A 14,641-nucleotide genomic window follows, 5' to 3' on the forward strand; every position below is an offset into this window, starting at 1 on the left:
TTACAAATATAAATTTGTGCCATTTCGCTTTATAGCTTTAATAAACCGCTTAAATAGTCGGTTGTTTAGTAAATCCAGAAGGCTGCAACCTTATTGATTCACTTATGCATAAACGCATATTGATAATAAATTTCTATCGGTCGACCCAGAAATTTCTAAGTTTGCATCGTTTATTTTATGCTTTTACGCATAATTTGCAATAGCGAATATTTCAAAATGAAACTATCCCTATCTAAATTAGAAATGAAATTTCTATGTAGAAATGTAGATATATAGAAATCTACAGATATTTTAAGCCATTAATTTTTAATGTTTATATGTGAATTTTTCTTTTAAGACTTCAAAACAATCTTGATCAATTTCTTGTTTTTGATGATTAAACTTAAAAACATAATGTTGACCGTTCTTTTCATATTTAGCAAAACCGCAACTTACTTGGATGTGAATAGATTCGTTTGTTTCATCTTTATCCATTTTGTGAGTAACAGAAGCACCTTTTCGCTCATACGCCAGCAAATCAAAGAATTTAGCCATCGGTGTTCTTTCGTTTGGTGTCATTTTGAGTCTTACTAAATAATGGTGCAGGGCAAGATGTGATCTGCATATCAATCCGTTGATCATCCACGCCCTAAACAAACTATCGGCTTGCTTAAGGTTAGATTGACTGGTTGCCAGTTATTCCCCTGCATGGGCAACTCCGCGCGACATTAATAAATGTTTTGACTAATAAAGTCTCATCAGGCACGGTTGAATGGCTGCCTAGAATGGGCTCGAACCAGTGACCAACGGATTAACAGTCCGCTGCTCTACCTACTGAGCTACTACGCAATATAGTTATATAATTATATGGATTTATAACTACTTATCTATATAAAAATATAGAAATCTAAATAGATAAAAAATGAACCATACCGGGTTTGCCGGAGACCTTTTTATTTAAGTTAGGCCACCTGACCTAACGGGTTAATCTTATCATAGTACATTGCTTCAAACTCAAAAGGCGATACATAACCCAGTGCACTGTGTACACGCTTTTTTTTGAACCAATCTACCCAGTTTAGTGTCGCAAGTTGTACATCTGCTAAACCTTGCCAATCTGCTTTTAGATATTCAATCACCTCTGTTTTGTATAAGCCATTCACCGTTTCAGCCAAAGCATTATCGTATGAATCACCATTCGTACCGACTGATGCTCGTAAATTTGCTGCTTCTAAACGATGGGTATAACGAATGGAAAGATATTGCACACCTCTGTCGGAATGATGAATCACATTCTTTGGCATGCCTCGATCATGCAATGCTTGCTCTAATGCATCGAGCACTATATCTGTATTCATTCGTGTAGATACTTTCCAGCCAACAATTGCTCGTGAGAACACATCAATAATAAAGGCGGTATAGACCCAGCCTGAATGAGTTTGAATATACGTAAAGTCACTGACCCACAGTTGGTCAGGATGATCAGCAGTAAAATTACGTTTCACTAAATCATCTGCTCGTTTTTGGTCATCTCGGCTACGGGTGGTTTGTTTGTTCTTACCTCGCCAAACACCTTGTATACCTAGCTTTTTCATTAATCGAGCAACAGTACAGCGTGCAATAACATAACCTTCACGTTTCAGTTGTTGCCAAACTTTACGTACACCATATCGACCTGAACTTTCTTTCCAAATTCGTTTAATTTGTTCAGCATGATGCAAATCATGTAGATCTCGCTTTGCTCGATGTTCTGGGTTTTCAGCAATATCTAGTGTTCGATAATAGGTAGAAGCTGAGATCGGTAAAATCCTACAAATCGCCTCAACACCATATAACGCCTTATTGTTATGGATGAAATCCACCATTATTTGTGTGGGCGGTCGAGCTCCGCCTGGGCGAAAAAAGCGGCTGCTTTACGCAGAATTTCATTGGCACGCTTTAATTCTTTGATTTCACGTTCCATTTGCTTCATTTTTTCTTGATCAGAGATCTGTTGTACTTTGATAGGATTTTGCTCATCTAAATGCTTTTGATGCCAAGCACGAAGTGTTTCAGGAGTACAACCAATCTTAGGCGCAATAGCTGTGATCGCAGCCCAATTAGATGGATAGTCTTTTTCAGATTCAATCAATAATTGAACCGCTCTTTCTCTGATTTCAGGGGTATATTTTAATTTGGTCATCGGAACATTCTCTCAGAATACTGAGTCTCCGACAAACCCGGTACGGTTCATGATGTAGATTCTGATACATCTACTTCTAAGTACTTGCACCTTACTAAAACTCGCAATCCCACATACATCAGTCGCCGATGTTGTTTAGTTTTAGATTTTTTACCAATGATCATTTTTTCCCAAAAATGTTTAGCCTGCCAATTTTTAATTTCATAATTTGTAAAGATGTCCATAAACTCATTGTAAAAAGGTAGATGTACGGAATTTTTCATAATGGACTGCCCAGCAAATAAAAGAGGATTATAGTCCGTGGATTTATAGTCCTCAATTACTGATATTACTGTTTTTTATACTTTCCAGTAAAAATGACAGCGTTAGCAGTAAAGATTGGGAAAATTATTCGTCAGAAAAGAACCGAATCAAGCATTACTCAAGAATCATTAGCTTTAAAATGTGAAATAGATCGTAGCTATTTAGGGCGTATCGAACGTGGAGAAGTCAATCTGACAGTAGATAAGCTGTATCAAATCGCACAGGTTTTACAAATTAGCCCCAAAGACTTATTACCAGATTAAAATAGTTTTTTGAACGACACATTTAGTCGCAGAACCTATTATTTTTCTGATTGGCTTAGTTTTAGAATTTTTGTTTTGCCAAGTACTTCCTGTACTTTAAAATCATCATGCAAAACTTTATACAGAGCCTAAACAATAGAAATTCAGCCATGAATGGCACAACTAGCTTACTAGTTCTACCACTCATACTTTGACTTACAATTAAGCAGTTTGTGGCGTTTTGGACTTTTCGATAAAACGCCCAAACATCAACCCAATCTCAAAAAGTAGCCACATCGGAATCGCCAACATTACCATACTAAGAGCGTCTGGTGGCGTAATAAACATCGAAACAAAGAAACAGCCAACAATCACATAACGTCGATTTCGAGTCAGTGTTTCCACGGAAACTAAGTTCACCAAAATCAATAATAATGTCGCTACAGGCACTTCAAAAGTTACCCCAAAGACCAAAAATAATTTCAAGCAAAAACTCAGATAGCTATTAATATCAGTCATTGGTGCAACTGCCTCGGGTGCTGCATGTAAGAAAAATGCCAACACTGCAGGTAAAGTTATAAAGTACGCAAACGAGATACCAACATAAAATAATACAATACTTGATACGAGCAATGGTACTGCAATACGTTTTTCTTGCTTATACAAAGCTGGCGTGATGAAAAGCCAAATCTGGTACAGAATGTATGGCATCACCACGATTACTGCGATAAAAAAGCTGAGCTTAAATGGTGCCATAAATGTCGTGGTAATATCCGTGGCAATCATGGTCGCATCTGCAGGAAGCTGTAAACGCAAAGGCTTTGAAAGCACTTCATACAAGTCATTGGCAAATGGAATCATGCTAAAGAATGCGGCAAAAACCGCAATCAATATCCGCATCAAGTATTTACGCAGTTCAATCACATGCGACATCAATGGCATAGACTGCAACGGCTGATCACTTTGTTGAGTTTGTGAAGAAGCCATCATCTACTCTCCTATACTTTGTGCAGGTTGTTGAGCAGCTGGATTACTTTGCCCTTGTTGCGCTTTTGTACTCGCAATATCTTCAGCACTCTTTCTCATTTCAACCAACTGCTGTTGCATATCTCGTTCTACTGCACGGATTTGATCAAGTTCACGCTGAACTTGTTCTTTCATCTCGAGCAGATTGAGCTCCTTCTCAATATCGTGCTGCACGCTATGCATTAAGCGTCGAGCTTTTCCATACCATCGCCCTACTGTACGCATTGCTTGTGGTAACTTGTCAGGACCAAGCACCACAATAGCGACAATACCAAACAGTAAGATTTCACTAAATCCCATATCTAACATTGGTTAAACCACCTTTATGCCAAATGATGAAAATTACTTTTGCGTATGTGACGCATCTCGAACGGTATGACTAGACACATCAATCACCGAAGTATCTTCGGCAAGTAGTTTTTGATCTTGATCTTCATTTTTTACTGAATCTTTAAAATCCTTAACCGCACCACCTAGGTCACGACCCAGCCCTTTGAGCTTCGATGTACCAAAAAGCAAAACAACAATAATCAAGAACAATAAAATATGCCAAATTGATAGACCTGCCATTTCACAACCCTCACCTAAACAAAAAAATAACTTAAAATAAATACTACACCAAAGAACTTAAAAATAAATAAAAAATTAAAAATAAATTATTGTGTCGTCAAATTTTAATCAACCATTATCAGGAAAATTAATTCACACTTTTATTTTACAAGTCTTTATCTAAAACATATAGTAACTGATGCTTATTGAGCTTAACTACAGCTTTAGCTGTATACAATCGAGGATCAACGCATGAACAATACAATACTTACCACCTTATTATTTGCTTTATTATCATTAAGTTGTGCAAAGGCAAGCGATAGTGGCATATCACACAACACAAAGTACACGACTACTAAAAGCAGTATTATAGACAGCCAAAACCCTCCGAAAAACAATCAATCAGAAGGATATTCAAAAGCATATGAAAGGTGCATATCAGACCACAAACAAGGATTCAACCTTGCAGTAGATTGTACGCAAAAAGAATTGGAAGATATTAATAATAAAATAAATAAAATAAATAAAATATTAGATAATAAAAAACCTCACATAAATAAAAAAAGCATTCAATCTAAATATGAAAATTATGAAAGAATGATGTGCAATGATTTAATGAATACATCAAAATTGACTAAATCCAGCTCAATCACACGATCGCAGTGCAAACTTTCACTTCGTCAAAACTATTTAGATAATTTACAAAATATACTTTCACCACAGCGACTAGAATAACCACCAGAACAATAACTGAAACGGTGTTACCCCACTGTGGTTGAGATCAAAAACTGAGCTCAACCACGCATCTTATAAATTCCCAAAACGAATCAAGCAAATTTATGCAACAGCCGCTTCACAGTTTTCAGACTTCATTGCAGTGACTGTTTCTTGCGTCTTCAAGGTGTCAGTCACATCAACAGGCAAACTCCAAACCCGAACATTGGCTGAATTAATCTCATCAGTAATTGATGGCATCCCTGAATAACGTTCTGGATAAGTAAAATCTGTGCTGTTATCAACTGAAATCATCGTTGTAGATTGTCTTGAGCCATCAGCGGTCGTTCCAAGTGCAGGTAATGACAGAAGGTATGGTGCCCCTATTCGCTTATCATAAAAAATTTGCGAAACATTACTAAAATACTCATATTTGACTTGATATGGGTTTTGATTACTACCTTGAATACCATCATTATGAATGGCGTACTGTACCGTTGAAGCATCTTGATAGTTTTTTGCAACTAGACCAATACCAGCAGAGATTACAAAATCCAATTTAAACTCGGTATTTTTTAGCTGTGCCATGCGATACTTATCTGTAGTCGTACTGGCAACTGCGTAGTCCAAACAAATATTTATCCCAAATGGCAAGCCTTCAATTAGTTCATTATTAAATGTGGTGTCCAATAATTGACGACCATAATCATCAAAGGCTTGAACTTTATCAGACGAAACTCGCTGGATTTTTACCACCAGCTTTTCCTCTCCATTTAAAGTACAAACATGTGCATAGTTCTCCAGATCAGGATTACTGGCATTATTACCAAGTTCATCCCCTCGATCACATCTTCTATCACCAATGAAGTCAATCCAAGACACAGTGCGTTTTGGCCAAACCATATATGCAGGGCGCTGATGCTCATCATTTAAAGACAGATTATGCACACATACCAAATGGTTCGTTGCTTCTAATATTGGATTTTTATCGGTGCTGGCATCACTACCATCTTTGTTAAAAATATTTACTGATGGCTTTAACACTGCGATAGTTCCTGGGAGAAGTACCAGTTTTCCATAATCACATTCAGGAAACTTAGCAATCAAACTACGGACTTTCTGTGTGACGAGTTCTAAAAATAAATCTGCAACTACCAAGACTTCATCCGTATTCAAAAAATCAGTCCAAGGCACATTCCAATAAAATTCTGGAGCAGTAAAAAAGGTGACATCATAGTCTTGTGGTGGGCGCTCAGCAAAAGCAGTCAACATCCCTCGGTACAACAATACAAAACGATGATCGACCGAGCGCTTGACATAATCTACGATACTTTCCCAAGCCGTTTCAGTACCATCTTTATTGGTCACCAAAACTGAACCTGCTGTACCTTTACTTACTTTGCGACGTGCACGTAATTGCGCAAAAGAATTATATTCAAAGTTATAGATCCCCACATTCATTTTCACCGCATCTGGACTAATGATCGGCTCAGTACCTTGTTCGGGCTCAGTCTTTTCGCCTTGATCTGGAATTTGCGGTGTTGTATCTGGGTCAAACGGTGCAATCGGTATCACCACATCCGACTCAACCTCACCACCACCTCCGCCGCCACCACAGCCCGTAAGCATGGATACCGCAGGCAAGGTCATTCCCCCAATCAAAATAGAGCGTCGAGTCAAGGGAGTATTTAAAATTGATTTTTGTAGGTTCACTTGTGGCTGTGCCATCATCATTTCCTCTAGGTTGGATTAAAACCGCCTAGATAAATACAATATCTATACCAATTTTATAAAATATGTAGAAATTATGAAGAACTTTGATTTTTTGAGCAAATAATCGCCGAAAATGATATTTATTGGTTTTTCTCTAATTTTGATAATACTCATGCTTTATGTACTTAAAATTTATTTTAATTCTGTTTTTATAACGCCCCCATATGATGCAACTAAGTTCATAGATGAACTAAAATATCACTACCCGAGCAACATTAATGCCACAATAGAATTCGAACCGATTCTCCCGCAATGGCTATTGTCGTTACTTCCATTTCAATGCGGTAATCCTCCTGTTTTTTCAGCACACATCAAAAATTCAAGAGTGCAAAAAGTTGGAACAACTTTATCCAATTGAAGTAATCCACCAGAAGATATAGCTTTTTTAGGAATAACTTCGCAATCTGAATATTCTACAAAATCTGCTGGTGTTAGAGATGCACCACCTTTGTAATTTAATACAAAATTACCAATAGTATTTTTGTTCCAATCCCCATCAAACTCTTTAAACCTTAATTTTGGCGCAGCCATTACTTCACCTCCGCAAACGGTGAAGCAATACCTAGCTCTTTGCAGAAATCTGCAATAATGGCATCAGTATTTTGGCTGTCTTGTTCCAAAGCTTGAAGCTGTTTTGCAATCGCATCTAAATCAATCTCGGCTTCCGCTTCAAAGGTATCCACATAACGCGGAATATTCAGGTTGTAATCGTTATCTTTCACTTCTTGCAAGGTCGCGACATGCGCATATTTTTCAATATTTTCACGCTTTTCAAATGCCGCAACAATCTTATCCAAATGCTCAGGCAATAACTTGTTTTGGTTCTTCTGCTTTTCAAAATCATTGCTGGCATCAATAAACAGAATGTTGCTGCTATTCTCACGGTTTTTCTTCAACACCAAAATACAGGTCGGAATCGAGGTGCCATAGAAAATATTGGCGGGTAGACCAATAATCGTATCCACCACATTCAACTGCTCAATCAAGTACTGACGAATCACGCCCTCACTTGAACCACGGAACAATACGCCATGCGGTAACACCACCGCCATGGTGCCATTGTCATCCAGTTGATACAGCATGTGCTGTACAAAAGCCATATCGGCTTTAGAACTTGGCGCCAATTTGCCATAAGCAGCAAAGCGTTCATCTTGTAAAAATAACGGATCGGCTGACCATTTTGCAGAAAATGGCGGATTCGCCACCACCGCATCAAACTTTTTATCTAAATGCTGCGGACGGGTTAAAGTATTTTCCTGCTTGATGTCGAACTTTGCAAAATGCACATCATGCAAAATCATGTTCATGCGCGCCAAGTTGTAGGTGGTACGGTTCATTTCCTGACCGTAAATCATATCGACATCTTTAACTTCACGTTTTACCCGTAGCAACAACGAACCTGAACCGCAGGTCGGGTCATAGACTGAACGTAAACGGTCTTTGCCTTGCGTGACAATCTTCGCCAGTAGAGTCGATACCGTTTGCGGGGTATAGAATTCCCCCGCTTTTTTGCCCGCGCCTGAGGCAAACTCACCAATCAGGTATTCGTAAGCATCCCCCAGTACATCGGCTTCGGTATTGGAAATATCAAAATCAATGTCATCTAAATGACTCAGGACTTTCGCCACCAGTGCATTACGGTCACTGGCATTATTGCCAAGCTTGGTCGAGTTTAGATCTAAATCTTCAAACAGGTTGGCAAAGTCATCGGCAGAGTCGGTGCCTAACGTGCTTTGTTCAATTGATTTTAAGGTTGCAGTTAAATCATCCAAAATGAATTCGCCCTGACGACCACGCTCGGCTAAGGTATGGAATAGCTGTTTTGGAGTGAGCGCATAACCCACTTCGGCAATGGCATTCTTTTTAATTTCTTCGATGTATGGCACATGCTCAGGATTATTTTCATCTAACTCTAAAAAACTGAGGTCTTCGCCATCGAGCAATTCGTTGGCAAAGTTCACCGATTTTTCTGATAAATATTTAAAGAAAATAAAACCCAGAATGTAATCACGGAATTCATCGGCGCCCATGGTGCCGCGCAAAGTATTGGCAATATTCCAAAGTTGTTTTTGTAATTGTTGCAGTTGTACTTGGGTCATTGTTATGCATGTCCGATGAAATGAATAAAACATGACTAGTTTACCGAAAATTAAAGTTTTTTCAGCAAAATTGGAAATAGAAAGACAAAATTTGTCGCACTAAATGCATATCAATAATATTGATATACAAGGTTTTATTTGGATTTTAAAAGATTAACAGGTTCAAGTATCATAATTTAAATTAAGGCCCATATCAAAATTACAGATGCTTAGAAAAATATTTATAAGCAAAATAAATAAAAAGGCGGTTTGTTAAAGTTGGTCATATTCAGCATCAATATACGCATTAATTAATGTCCAATGGCTTTGTTGCACAAAGATTTAAAAGATAACACTCTGCTCATTTGAACAGAATTCAAGTGACAACTTGGGTATGAGGACGACCTAATTCGTTTTAGGAGTAGGTTTATTCATTTTGAAATTATAGGACTGAATAAACCTTATAGGCTAGGTTTGTGCAACAAAGCCAGTGTTGAGTGAATAGTAAATGTAATTATCTGGAAATATATAGTAAGCGCTAACTAATAATATGGATTCTATCTACTGTTTTATATTTTTAAAAGAGCATAACAATATTTATAAGTAAGCGCTTATATATAAGCAGTGCTATTTTGCGTTGTAAAGCGCTAGATTTAATTTTATTTTCAGCGTGAGTGTTTCTTTATAAAAATTTTTTTAACGTAATTAGCGCGCAAATTAGAAGCAGGAAAATAGTGTTTTTGACATAGGCAAAAATAAAGGGAGTTTGACACTCCCTTTTTACCGCTTTTTTCTATTACTTTTCACTTGGAAAGAGATCAGCTTTCATCTTGGCTAAAATTAGCGACTGCTCATTTGGAATTAGCTTATTTCCTTCTTTTGTTGCAATTTTCAATAGGGGGAACATTTGGAGCATCTGTCCCGCCTGCGCTCGCGCTGTACCTTCTGAGTAATGTGCATTCAACAGGTTGTTATATAGATTGCCACCTTTACCAGTTGTAATATAACCATCTGTAATAATCGTCTCAAATGCGATTCTCATGACCTTATTTAAGTTTCCACCGTTCTTGAAATAGGTGAACAAGATAATGACCTTCTCAGCTACTTTCTTTTGAACTGTCTCAACATTACCTCGTGTACCAATTACCGTCGGTTGGTTGTTCAGGATACGTAACAGGTTTTCTTGTTTTTCTTTAAGCTTGTCATTTGGTAAATCAATATCACTCGCTTCAAGAAGAATCATGTCTGCACTACCGCCTAGACGGTCTAAGAGAACTTCTGACTTCTTGGAGTTGTAGTGTGTCACACGTTGCTGTGTAGATTTAGGTTTCTCTTTTGCAGCTTTATTTTCTGTTGTCACTTTCTGAGGTGCGCTATTTTGCTTTTCTGGAACAATTGGCTGTTTTGTTTCTTCTGCTTCAAGATTTAAATCAAGTTCTTCCTCGTTAATCAGATCGTCAAACGCGCCATTATTTAAGTTGTCCAATAACTCAACATCATGCAACTCTTCATCGACTAGCTTTTCATCTTGAACAGCAGCAGATTCGGCTGTTGGCTCTAAAGCCATGTCGAGTTCTGATTCATCAATATCAAGTTGATCAAAAAGATTAGATATAAGTAATTCATCATCTTTTACTTGATTAGTAGCTTTTGCGTTCATACTTACATACCTTTATTAGTTGAAGTTATTGCAGTTTTCTTGCTGCTGTATGTAGTTTATTGAGCGCCGTGTGGATAAGAAGCGAAATGATGGCGATGTTGTAGGTAAAGTAAAATAATAAGATTCAGTGTGTTACCACACTGAATCAAAGTTGGTTTTCGGTTTGAAGGTGATGGAAGGTAGTTGTTCTTCTTCTAGGTTCTCAACCGTAATTCGCTCATGAATACATTTTGAAATATTGTCCTCACTATAGGTAAAGTTACCTTCTTCATCGTAATAACATTTGGAGTATTTCAAGAGGATATCTTCATATTCCGCATCGGCTGATGACCGCCGGTTGTACGTCTTGGATAAAGGTTCTTCATACCATCGGTCATCATTCCGTTTATTCAAGATCGCAATTTTAAAGATAGGATATTGTGACTTGTAGTGGCTGGAGACTATCTTATCGCTGATTTCACCGAGCCATATTAATTGCACACATAGATTTTCATTTTGAAATTCGCGCACCGAAAACATGTTTAGCGGCAAAGTGTCTGGTTCGTTTTCGGCATGCTTTCTAAAAACTTCCTCAAAATGGGCACGTAACTTTTCATATTCTTCCTTAGAAATCTCTTTGCTAAACATGTCAAAGTAACGCGCCATTATTTTTCTCCTTCATTTACGGTATCGTCGTGTTTACTCATAGGTAAGTTTTCTCATAACTTCGCCAACTGTCTGTTGGGCGTAATACAAATCAAGCTCAAACCCATATTTGATCAATTCATCTAAATCGATATATCCAAGCTCCGGATAACCGCCATTAAGTCTGATTACTCCATATGCTTGAGTATGAGGTGGACCAGCAACGTCTAATTCAACGATGTAAACGTCGCTATCTCCCTTGAAGTAATGCATTTGGCATATTGCGTTGTCGCCTTGGCCGTCTGTTTGATAGGTAACAGGGCATTTGGCTACGATGTCATCGACTTTGATAATCAAGTCTTTGTAATGCTCACTCTCAACACCTTTGGTTCCTGATAGAAGGCAGGCGATTTGAGGGTCTGACATAACTTTGCGCAGATTGCCAATACGGCTAAAAATACTTTCAGCAATAATCATAACGTAATACCCATTAATTATAAATAAGTGCTTACTTATTATTGCAATCAAAATTAGGCATTCAATGCTTGCTGATTGGGTTTGATTTTATTAATAAGCGCTTGGAACTCTTTACGGTGTCGGTCTTTGACGTCGGTCCACTTCACGTCCGAAAGGCTAACGATCGGTTTAAATTCGCCATGCCATTGTTCAGCCCGGCTTAAGTAAATCAGTTATTACCGAAGAGATATCAAAGTTATTAGCATGTACTGAATCGTACATAAAGAAAACAACAAGAGCTGACCTAAAAGTTTGGTGTTCGACATGAGCCTTGTTTTAATCTAATAATTGAAATGAACCAAATGCTTTATCGATTTGAACCATAGATTTAAAATGGAATCGGTTTTTTATGACTTATTTGGTTGTATTTTGATCTAGTTTTTCTATATTTTATGACTAAAATTATGACTAAAAGAAAATATAAAATAAGTCTTTAAAAATAAAGACTTATTAATCTAGTCATAATCTTGGTCACATCTTTCACCAAGGTTAAGTTTCATCCTAACCCTAAAAACAGAGAGAAACGTCGCGCGCTCTCCTATTCATAAAAAATCCATTTTATATCAGTATGTTGTGAGCACTTACACCCGAGACTGGATCGTTTTGCCTTTCATGGGAGAATGATTAAGGGCGCTAAAGTATCATCCTAATTTTCGCCCAGGCTCGAAAAATACGGTAAATGGTGAAAATAAAAATTCATCCTTTTCCGATGTTGCCCGTTCCAACACGTAAGCAGTCAGTCAGAAAAAACACATAGATCCAATCCCTAGCGAGCATTGAGCTCTCTCATCCGTGCCAACTGCTCCAACCCTTGGACGCCCTAAATGCTTACCCAAAAAAATCAACATCTTCTTTTAAAAACACAATCAAAAATGACTCCCTTATATCCATTTAACCTAAACAGCCTTCCCCCCACTGCACTAGCTAGGGCTCGTAGTTCGGCGCAAGGCTGAAGTCGCTTGACTGCTTCGCTGTGCAGATCCATGACCCACTTTCCATCAAACTCCCGGTTGTAGTTCCACAAGCATCTCGCGAGTCTTGCCGGCCCGCTCCACTAACAAGACCACAACATCTCCAACGTTCTTGTCGTCTAGCCGGGCCTGTAATGTGGTGACGTCGTCGACGGCGATACCGTCGATGCTGATAACGCGATCGCCGGGCACGATGCCGCCTGCGGTGACCTCGACGCCGACGAGCCCGGCCCTGTGCGCCACCGAGCCCGGCGTCACGCGCAATACGAATACGCCCTTACTACCGGTCAGCGCCTGCAGACGCGCGTTGAGCTGCTCATCCACCTCGATGCCCAGCGCCGGACGGATGTACTTGCCGGTCTTTATGAGTTGCGGCACCACGCGCATGACGGTATCCACCGGCACAGCGAAACCGATGCCAGCGGACGCGCCCGAAGGGCTGTAGATGGCGGTGTTGATGCCGATCAGCCGCCCAGCCGAATCGAGCAGCGGGCCGCCGGAGTTGCCGGGGTTGATAGCGGCGTCGGTCTGGATCAGGTGATCGATGGCAGGCCCGCCCCCTTCGCCGTCGAGGGTGCGGTCGAGCGCCGAGACGATGCCGGTGGTGAGCGTCCAGTCCAATCCGAAGGGATTGCCGATAGCGAACACTTTCTGCCCGACCTTGAGGTCGGCACTGGTGCCCACCGGCACAGCTGGCGGGCGCTTGAAGCCGACGCCGATCTTGAGCACGGCGATGTCGTGCTCGGGGCTGGCGCCCACCAGCGCAGCCTGATAATCGCGACCGTCGGCCAGTTTGACCGTGGCAGACGATGCCCCCTGGATGACGTGGAAGTTGGTCACCACGTGGCCGGCATCGTCCCAGATGAAGCCGGAGCCGGTGCCGCGCGGCACGGAAAAGACATTGCGCGACCAGACGTCACGCACCAGTTGCGCCGTGGTGATGTAAACCACCGACCCGCGCGATTTCTCGAACAGTTGGATGGTGGTCTGCTCGTCTGCCGCCAGATCACCACGCGGTGTCACCGTGCGCTCGGCCGCTTCGCGCGGACTGAACCAGGCTTCGATGGCAGGCAAGAACTGCCACAGCAGCATGAGTGCGGCGATGCAGCCAGTGATGACGAGCCAGCGCCGGATGAATCGGTCCGGCGCCGGGCGGCTGTTGAGATCGGGGTAGGTCATGCCATTCTCCTTGTTGAAATCAGCGCCAGACACCGCTGGCGCGCCAACGCGGTGGGCGTGGCGCCAAGGGGATGTCCGGCAGAAATGGGCTGGAATGAAGCGGTTGCGGTGCCATCGAATCAGCCAATTCCCGCAAGCGTTGGATGCGCTCTGTCGTCGCCGGATGCGTGCGCAACCAGGAGGGTTCCGGGTTGCCCCATCCGGGCAGCAGCCAGGCGCGACTCTCCCGCTCGATCTTGGCGAGCGCCAAAGCCAATCCCTGTGGGTCGCCGGTCAATTCGGCGGTGAGCCGGTCGGCGTCGAATTCGCGCACCCGCGACAAACCCAGTTGCGCCAGCAGCGCGAGCTGCGGCGAAACGGCCAGCAACAGCAGCGCCGGCCACTGGATAGCGACTGTGCCCCACAGTAAGGCCGGCAGGCTGAAGAGGAGCATGATTTGCCCCAACAAGGCCAGAAGATGGGTGAGCCGGCTGATGGAATCGGCCAGCCCCATGACACGCAAATCCTCGTTCGCAATATGCGCGATTTCGTGGCCGAGCACGCCGGTCAACTCGCGGAGCGTGAGGCTACGCAGCAGACCGTCGGTCAGCGCGATGGCCGCGTGATGCTTCGTACCGGTGGCGAAGGCGTTGACGACCCCGCTGGGCACGTAGTGCGGTACCGGCACGGCAGGCAACCCGGCCCGCGCCGCCAGTTCGCGCAACACAGCCCAAAGATCGGGCGCTTCATTCGGGTGCAGAGGGCGTGCGCCATACAGCCGCAGGGTCAGCCCGGAAGCCGCCGCCGGTTCGAGCAGCAGGGTGAACCCCGCGGCCGCCAGCGCCAGCCACAGAGCGCTGTCACCC

At 41.6% G+C, this 14,641-nt stretch carries 15 protein-coding genes, 1 tRNA gene and 1 other annotated feature; of the genes, 2 read left to right on the top strand and 14 right to left on the bottom strand.

From position 1 onward, the window contains the following. Nucleotides 1-306: 306 nt before the first annotated feature. From B806_RS0101090 to B806_RS0101100, 3 genes are all read right to left on the bottom strand, one after another. A complete protein-coding gene (locus B806_RS0101090) occupies nucleotides 307-558 on the bottom strand; it encodes a hypothetical protein (RefSeq protein ID WP_004832969.1) in 252 nt (83 codons plus the stop codon). 194 nt (nucleotides 559-752) lie between these two features. Next, a tRNA-Asn gene (locus tag B806_RS0101095) sits at nucleotides 753-828 on the bottom strand. A gap of 113 nt (nucleotides 829-941) precedes the next feature. Then, nucleotides 942-2,161 (bottom strand): IS3 family transposase gene (locus B806_RS0101100; RefSeq protein WP_107908566.1). Its coding sequence is split into 2 segments (ribosomal slippage): nucleotides 942-1,885 and nucleotides 1,885-2,161, totalling 1,221 coding nucleotides; the frame shifts between segments, so codons are not numbered across the junction. Next, nucleotides 1,770-1,886: a sequence feature (AL1L pseudoknot), on the bottom strand. It overlaps the preceding gene by 117 nt. A gap of 356 nt (nucleotides 2,162-2,517) precedes the next feature. Between B806_RS0101100 and B806_RS0101115 the strand changes: the two genes are divergently transcribed. Continuing rightward, on the top strand, nucleotides 2,518-2,727 hold the full coding sequence (locus B806_RS0101115; RefSeq protein WP_002123499.1) for a helix-turn-helix transcriptional regulator: 210 nt from the start codon (nucleotides 2,518-2,520) through the stop codon (nucleotides 2,725-2,727). Nucleotides 2,728-2,928: 201 nt separating this feature from the next. Here B806_RS0101115 and tatC read toward each other — a convergent pair whose 3' ends face one another. The 3 genes from tatC to tatA are packed head-to-tail and all read right to left on the bottom strand — an operon-like array spanning nucleotide 2,929 to nucleotide 4,302. Beyond that, nucleotides 2,929-3,696, bottom strand: a complete 768-nt coding sequence (gene tatC / locus B806_RS0101120) for a twin-arginine translocase subunit TatC (RefSeq protein WP_002123494.1) — start codon at nucleotides 3,694-3,696, stop codon at nucleotides 2,929-2,931. Beyond that, nucleotides 3,697-4,041 (bottom strand): Sec-independent protein translocase protein TatB, encoded by a 345-nt coding sequence (gene tatB / locus B806_RS0101125; protein ID WP_002123497.1) that lies wholly within the window; start codon nucleotides 4,039-4,041, stop codon nucleotides 3,697-3,699. 33 nt (nucleotides 4,042-4,074) lie between these two features. Then, a complete protein-coding gene (tatA, locus tag B806_RS0101130; protein WP_002123495.1) occupies nucleotides 4,075-4,302 on the bottom strand; it encodes a Sec-independent protein translocase subunit TatA in 228 nt (75 codons plus the stop codon). A 231-nt stretch (nucleotides 4,303-4,533) separates the two neighbouring features. On the opposite strand from tatA, the gene B806_RS0101135 reads away from it, so the two are divergent. Next, entirely contained in the window at nucleotides 4,534-5,016 is a 483-nt protein-coding gene (locus B806_RS0101135) for a hypothetical protein (protein WP_004740156.1), read from the top strand. 102 nt (nucleotides 5,017-5,118) lie between these two features. On the opposite strand, the gene B806_RS0101140 is transcribed toward B806_RS0101135, so the two are convergent. The 8 genes from B806_RS0101140 to B806_RS0101180 all read right to left on the bottom strand — a co-directional run bounded on the left by B806_RS0101140 (nucleotide 5,119) and on the right by B806_RS0101180 (nucleotide 14,628). Beyond that, on the bottom strand, nucleotides 5,119-6,726 hold the full coding sequence (locus tag B806_RS0101140; protein ID WP_005130205.1) for a hypothetical protein: 1,608 nt from the start codon (nucleotides 6,724-6,726) through the stop codon (nucleotides 5,119-5,121). A gap of 318 nt (nucleotides 6,727-7,044) precedes the next feature. Continuing rightward, nucleotides 7,045-7,299, bottom strand: a complete 255-nt coding sequence (locus tag B806_RS0101145; protein WP_017402506.1) for a hypothetical protein — start codon at nucleotides 7,297-7,299, stop codon at nucleotides 7,045-7,047. Beyond that, complete coding sequence (locus B806_RS0101150) at nucleotides 7,299-8,867, bottom strand: type I restriction-modification system subunit M (RefSeq protein ID WP_017402507.1); 1,569 nt, start codon at nucleotides 8,865-8,867, stop codon at nucleotides 7,299-7,301. The genes B806_RS0101145 and B806_RS0101150 overlap by 1 nt, the downstream gene beginning before the upstream one ends. 775 nt (nucleotides 8,868-9,642) lie before the next feature. Further along, nucleotides 9,643-10,506: a hypothetical protein gene (locus B806_RS0101155; protein ID WP_000991898.1), complete on the bottom strand. Its 864-nt coding sequence runs from the start codon at nucleotides 10,504-10,506 to the stop codon at nucleotides 9,643-9,645. A gap of 132 nt (nucleotides 10,507-10,638) precedes the next feature. After that, nucleotides 10,639-11,151 carry a hypothetical protein gene (locus B806_RS0101160; RefSeq protein WP_005113776.1) on the bottom strand — a complete coding sequence of 171 codons (513 nt, stop codon included), beginning with the start codon at nucleotides 11,149-11,151 and terminating at the stop codon, nucleotides 10,639-10,641. A gap of 33 nt (nucleotides 11,152-11,184) precedes the next feature. After that, entirely contained in the window at nucleotides 11,185-11,607 is a 423-nt protein-coding gene (locus B806_RS0101165; RefSeq protein ID WP_000582283.1) for a hypothetical protein, read from the bottom strand. Nucleotides 11,608-12,644: 1,037 nt separating this feature from the next. After that, nucleotides 12,645-13,796: a trypsin-like peptidase domain-containing protein gene (locus B806_RS0101175; RefSeq protein WP_000221973.1), complete on the bottom strand. Its 1,152-nt coding sequence runs from the start codon at nucleotides 13,794-13,796 to the stop codon at nucleotides 12,645-12,647. A gap of 19 nt (nucleotides 13,797-13,815) precedes the next feature. Further along, complete coding sequence (locus B806_RS0101180) at nucleotides 13,816-14,628, bottom strand: zinc metalloprotease HtpX (RefSeq protein ID WP_155757611.1); 813 nt, start codon at nucleotides 14,626-14,628, stop codon at nucleotides 13,816-13,818. Between the last annotated feature and the right edge of the window lie 13 nt (nucleotides 14,629-14,641).

The organism is Acinetobacter sp. TG2027 (genome assembly GCF_000302435.1).
Classification (GTDB): domain Bacteria; phylum Pseudomonadota; class Gammaproteobacteria; order Pseudomonadales; family Moraxellaceae; genus Acinetobacter; species Acinetobacter pittii.

Coding starts and splice junctions, on each gene's coding strand:
- B806_RS0101115 (WP_002123499.1), top strand. CDS start 2,518: ATGACAGCGTTAGCAGTAAAGATTGGGAAAATTATTCGTCAGAAAAGA.
- tatC (WP_002123494.1), bottom strand. CDS start 3,696: ATGATGGCTTCTTCACAAACTCAACAAAGTGATCAGCCGTTGCAGTCT.
- B806_RS0101135 (WP_004740156.1), top strand. CDS start 4,534: ATGAACAATACAATACTTACCACCTTATTATTTGCTTTATTATCATTA.
- B806_RS0101175 (WP_000221973.1), bottom strand. CDS start 13,796: ATGACCTACCCCGATCTCAACAGCCGCCCGGCGCCGGACCGATTCATC.
- B806_RS0101140 (WP_005130205.1), bottom strand. CDS start 6,726: ATGATGGCACAGCCACAAGTGAACCTACAAAAATCAATTTTAAATACT.
- B806_RS0101160 (WP_005113776.1), bottom strand. CDS start 11,151: ATGGCGCGTTACTTTGACATGTTTAGCAAAGAGATTTCTAAGGAAGAA.
- tatA (WP_002123495.1), bottom strand. CDS start 4,302: ATGGCAGGTCTATCAATTTGGCATATTTTATTGTTCTTGATTATTGTT.
- B806_RS0101155 (WP_000991898.1), bottom strand. CDS start 10,506: ATGAACGCAAAAGCTACTAATCAAGTAAAAGATGATGAATTACTTATA.
- B806_RS0101150 (WP_017402507.1), bottom strand. CDS start 8,867: ATGACCCAAGTACAACTGCAACAATTACAAAAACAACTTTGGAATATT.
- B806_RS0101165 (WP_000582283.1), bottom strand. CDS start 11,607: ATGATTATTGCTGAAAGTATTTTTAGCCGTATTGGCAATCTGCGCAAA.
- B806_RS0101145 (WP_017402506.1), bottom strand. CDS start 7,299: ATGGCTGCGCCAAAATTAAGGTTTAAAGAGTTTGATGGGGATTGGAAC.
- B806_RS0101090 (WP_004832969.1), bottom strand. CDS start 558: ATGACACCAAACGAAAGAACACCGATGGCTAAATTCTTTGATTTGCTG.
- tatB (WP_002123497.1), bottom strand. CDS start 4,041: ATGTTAGATATGGGATTTAGTGAAATCTTACTGTTTGGTATTGTCGCT.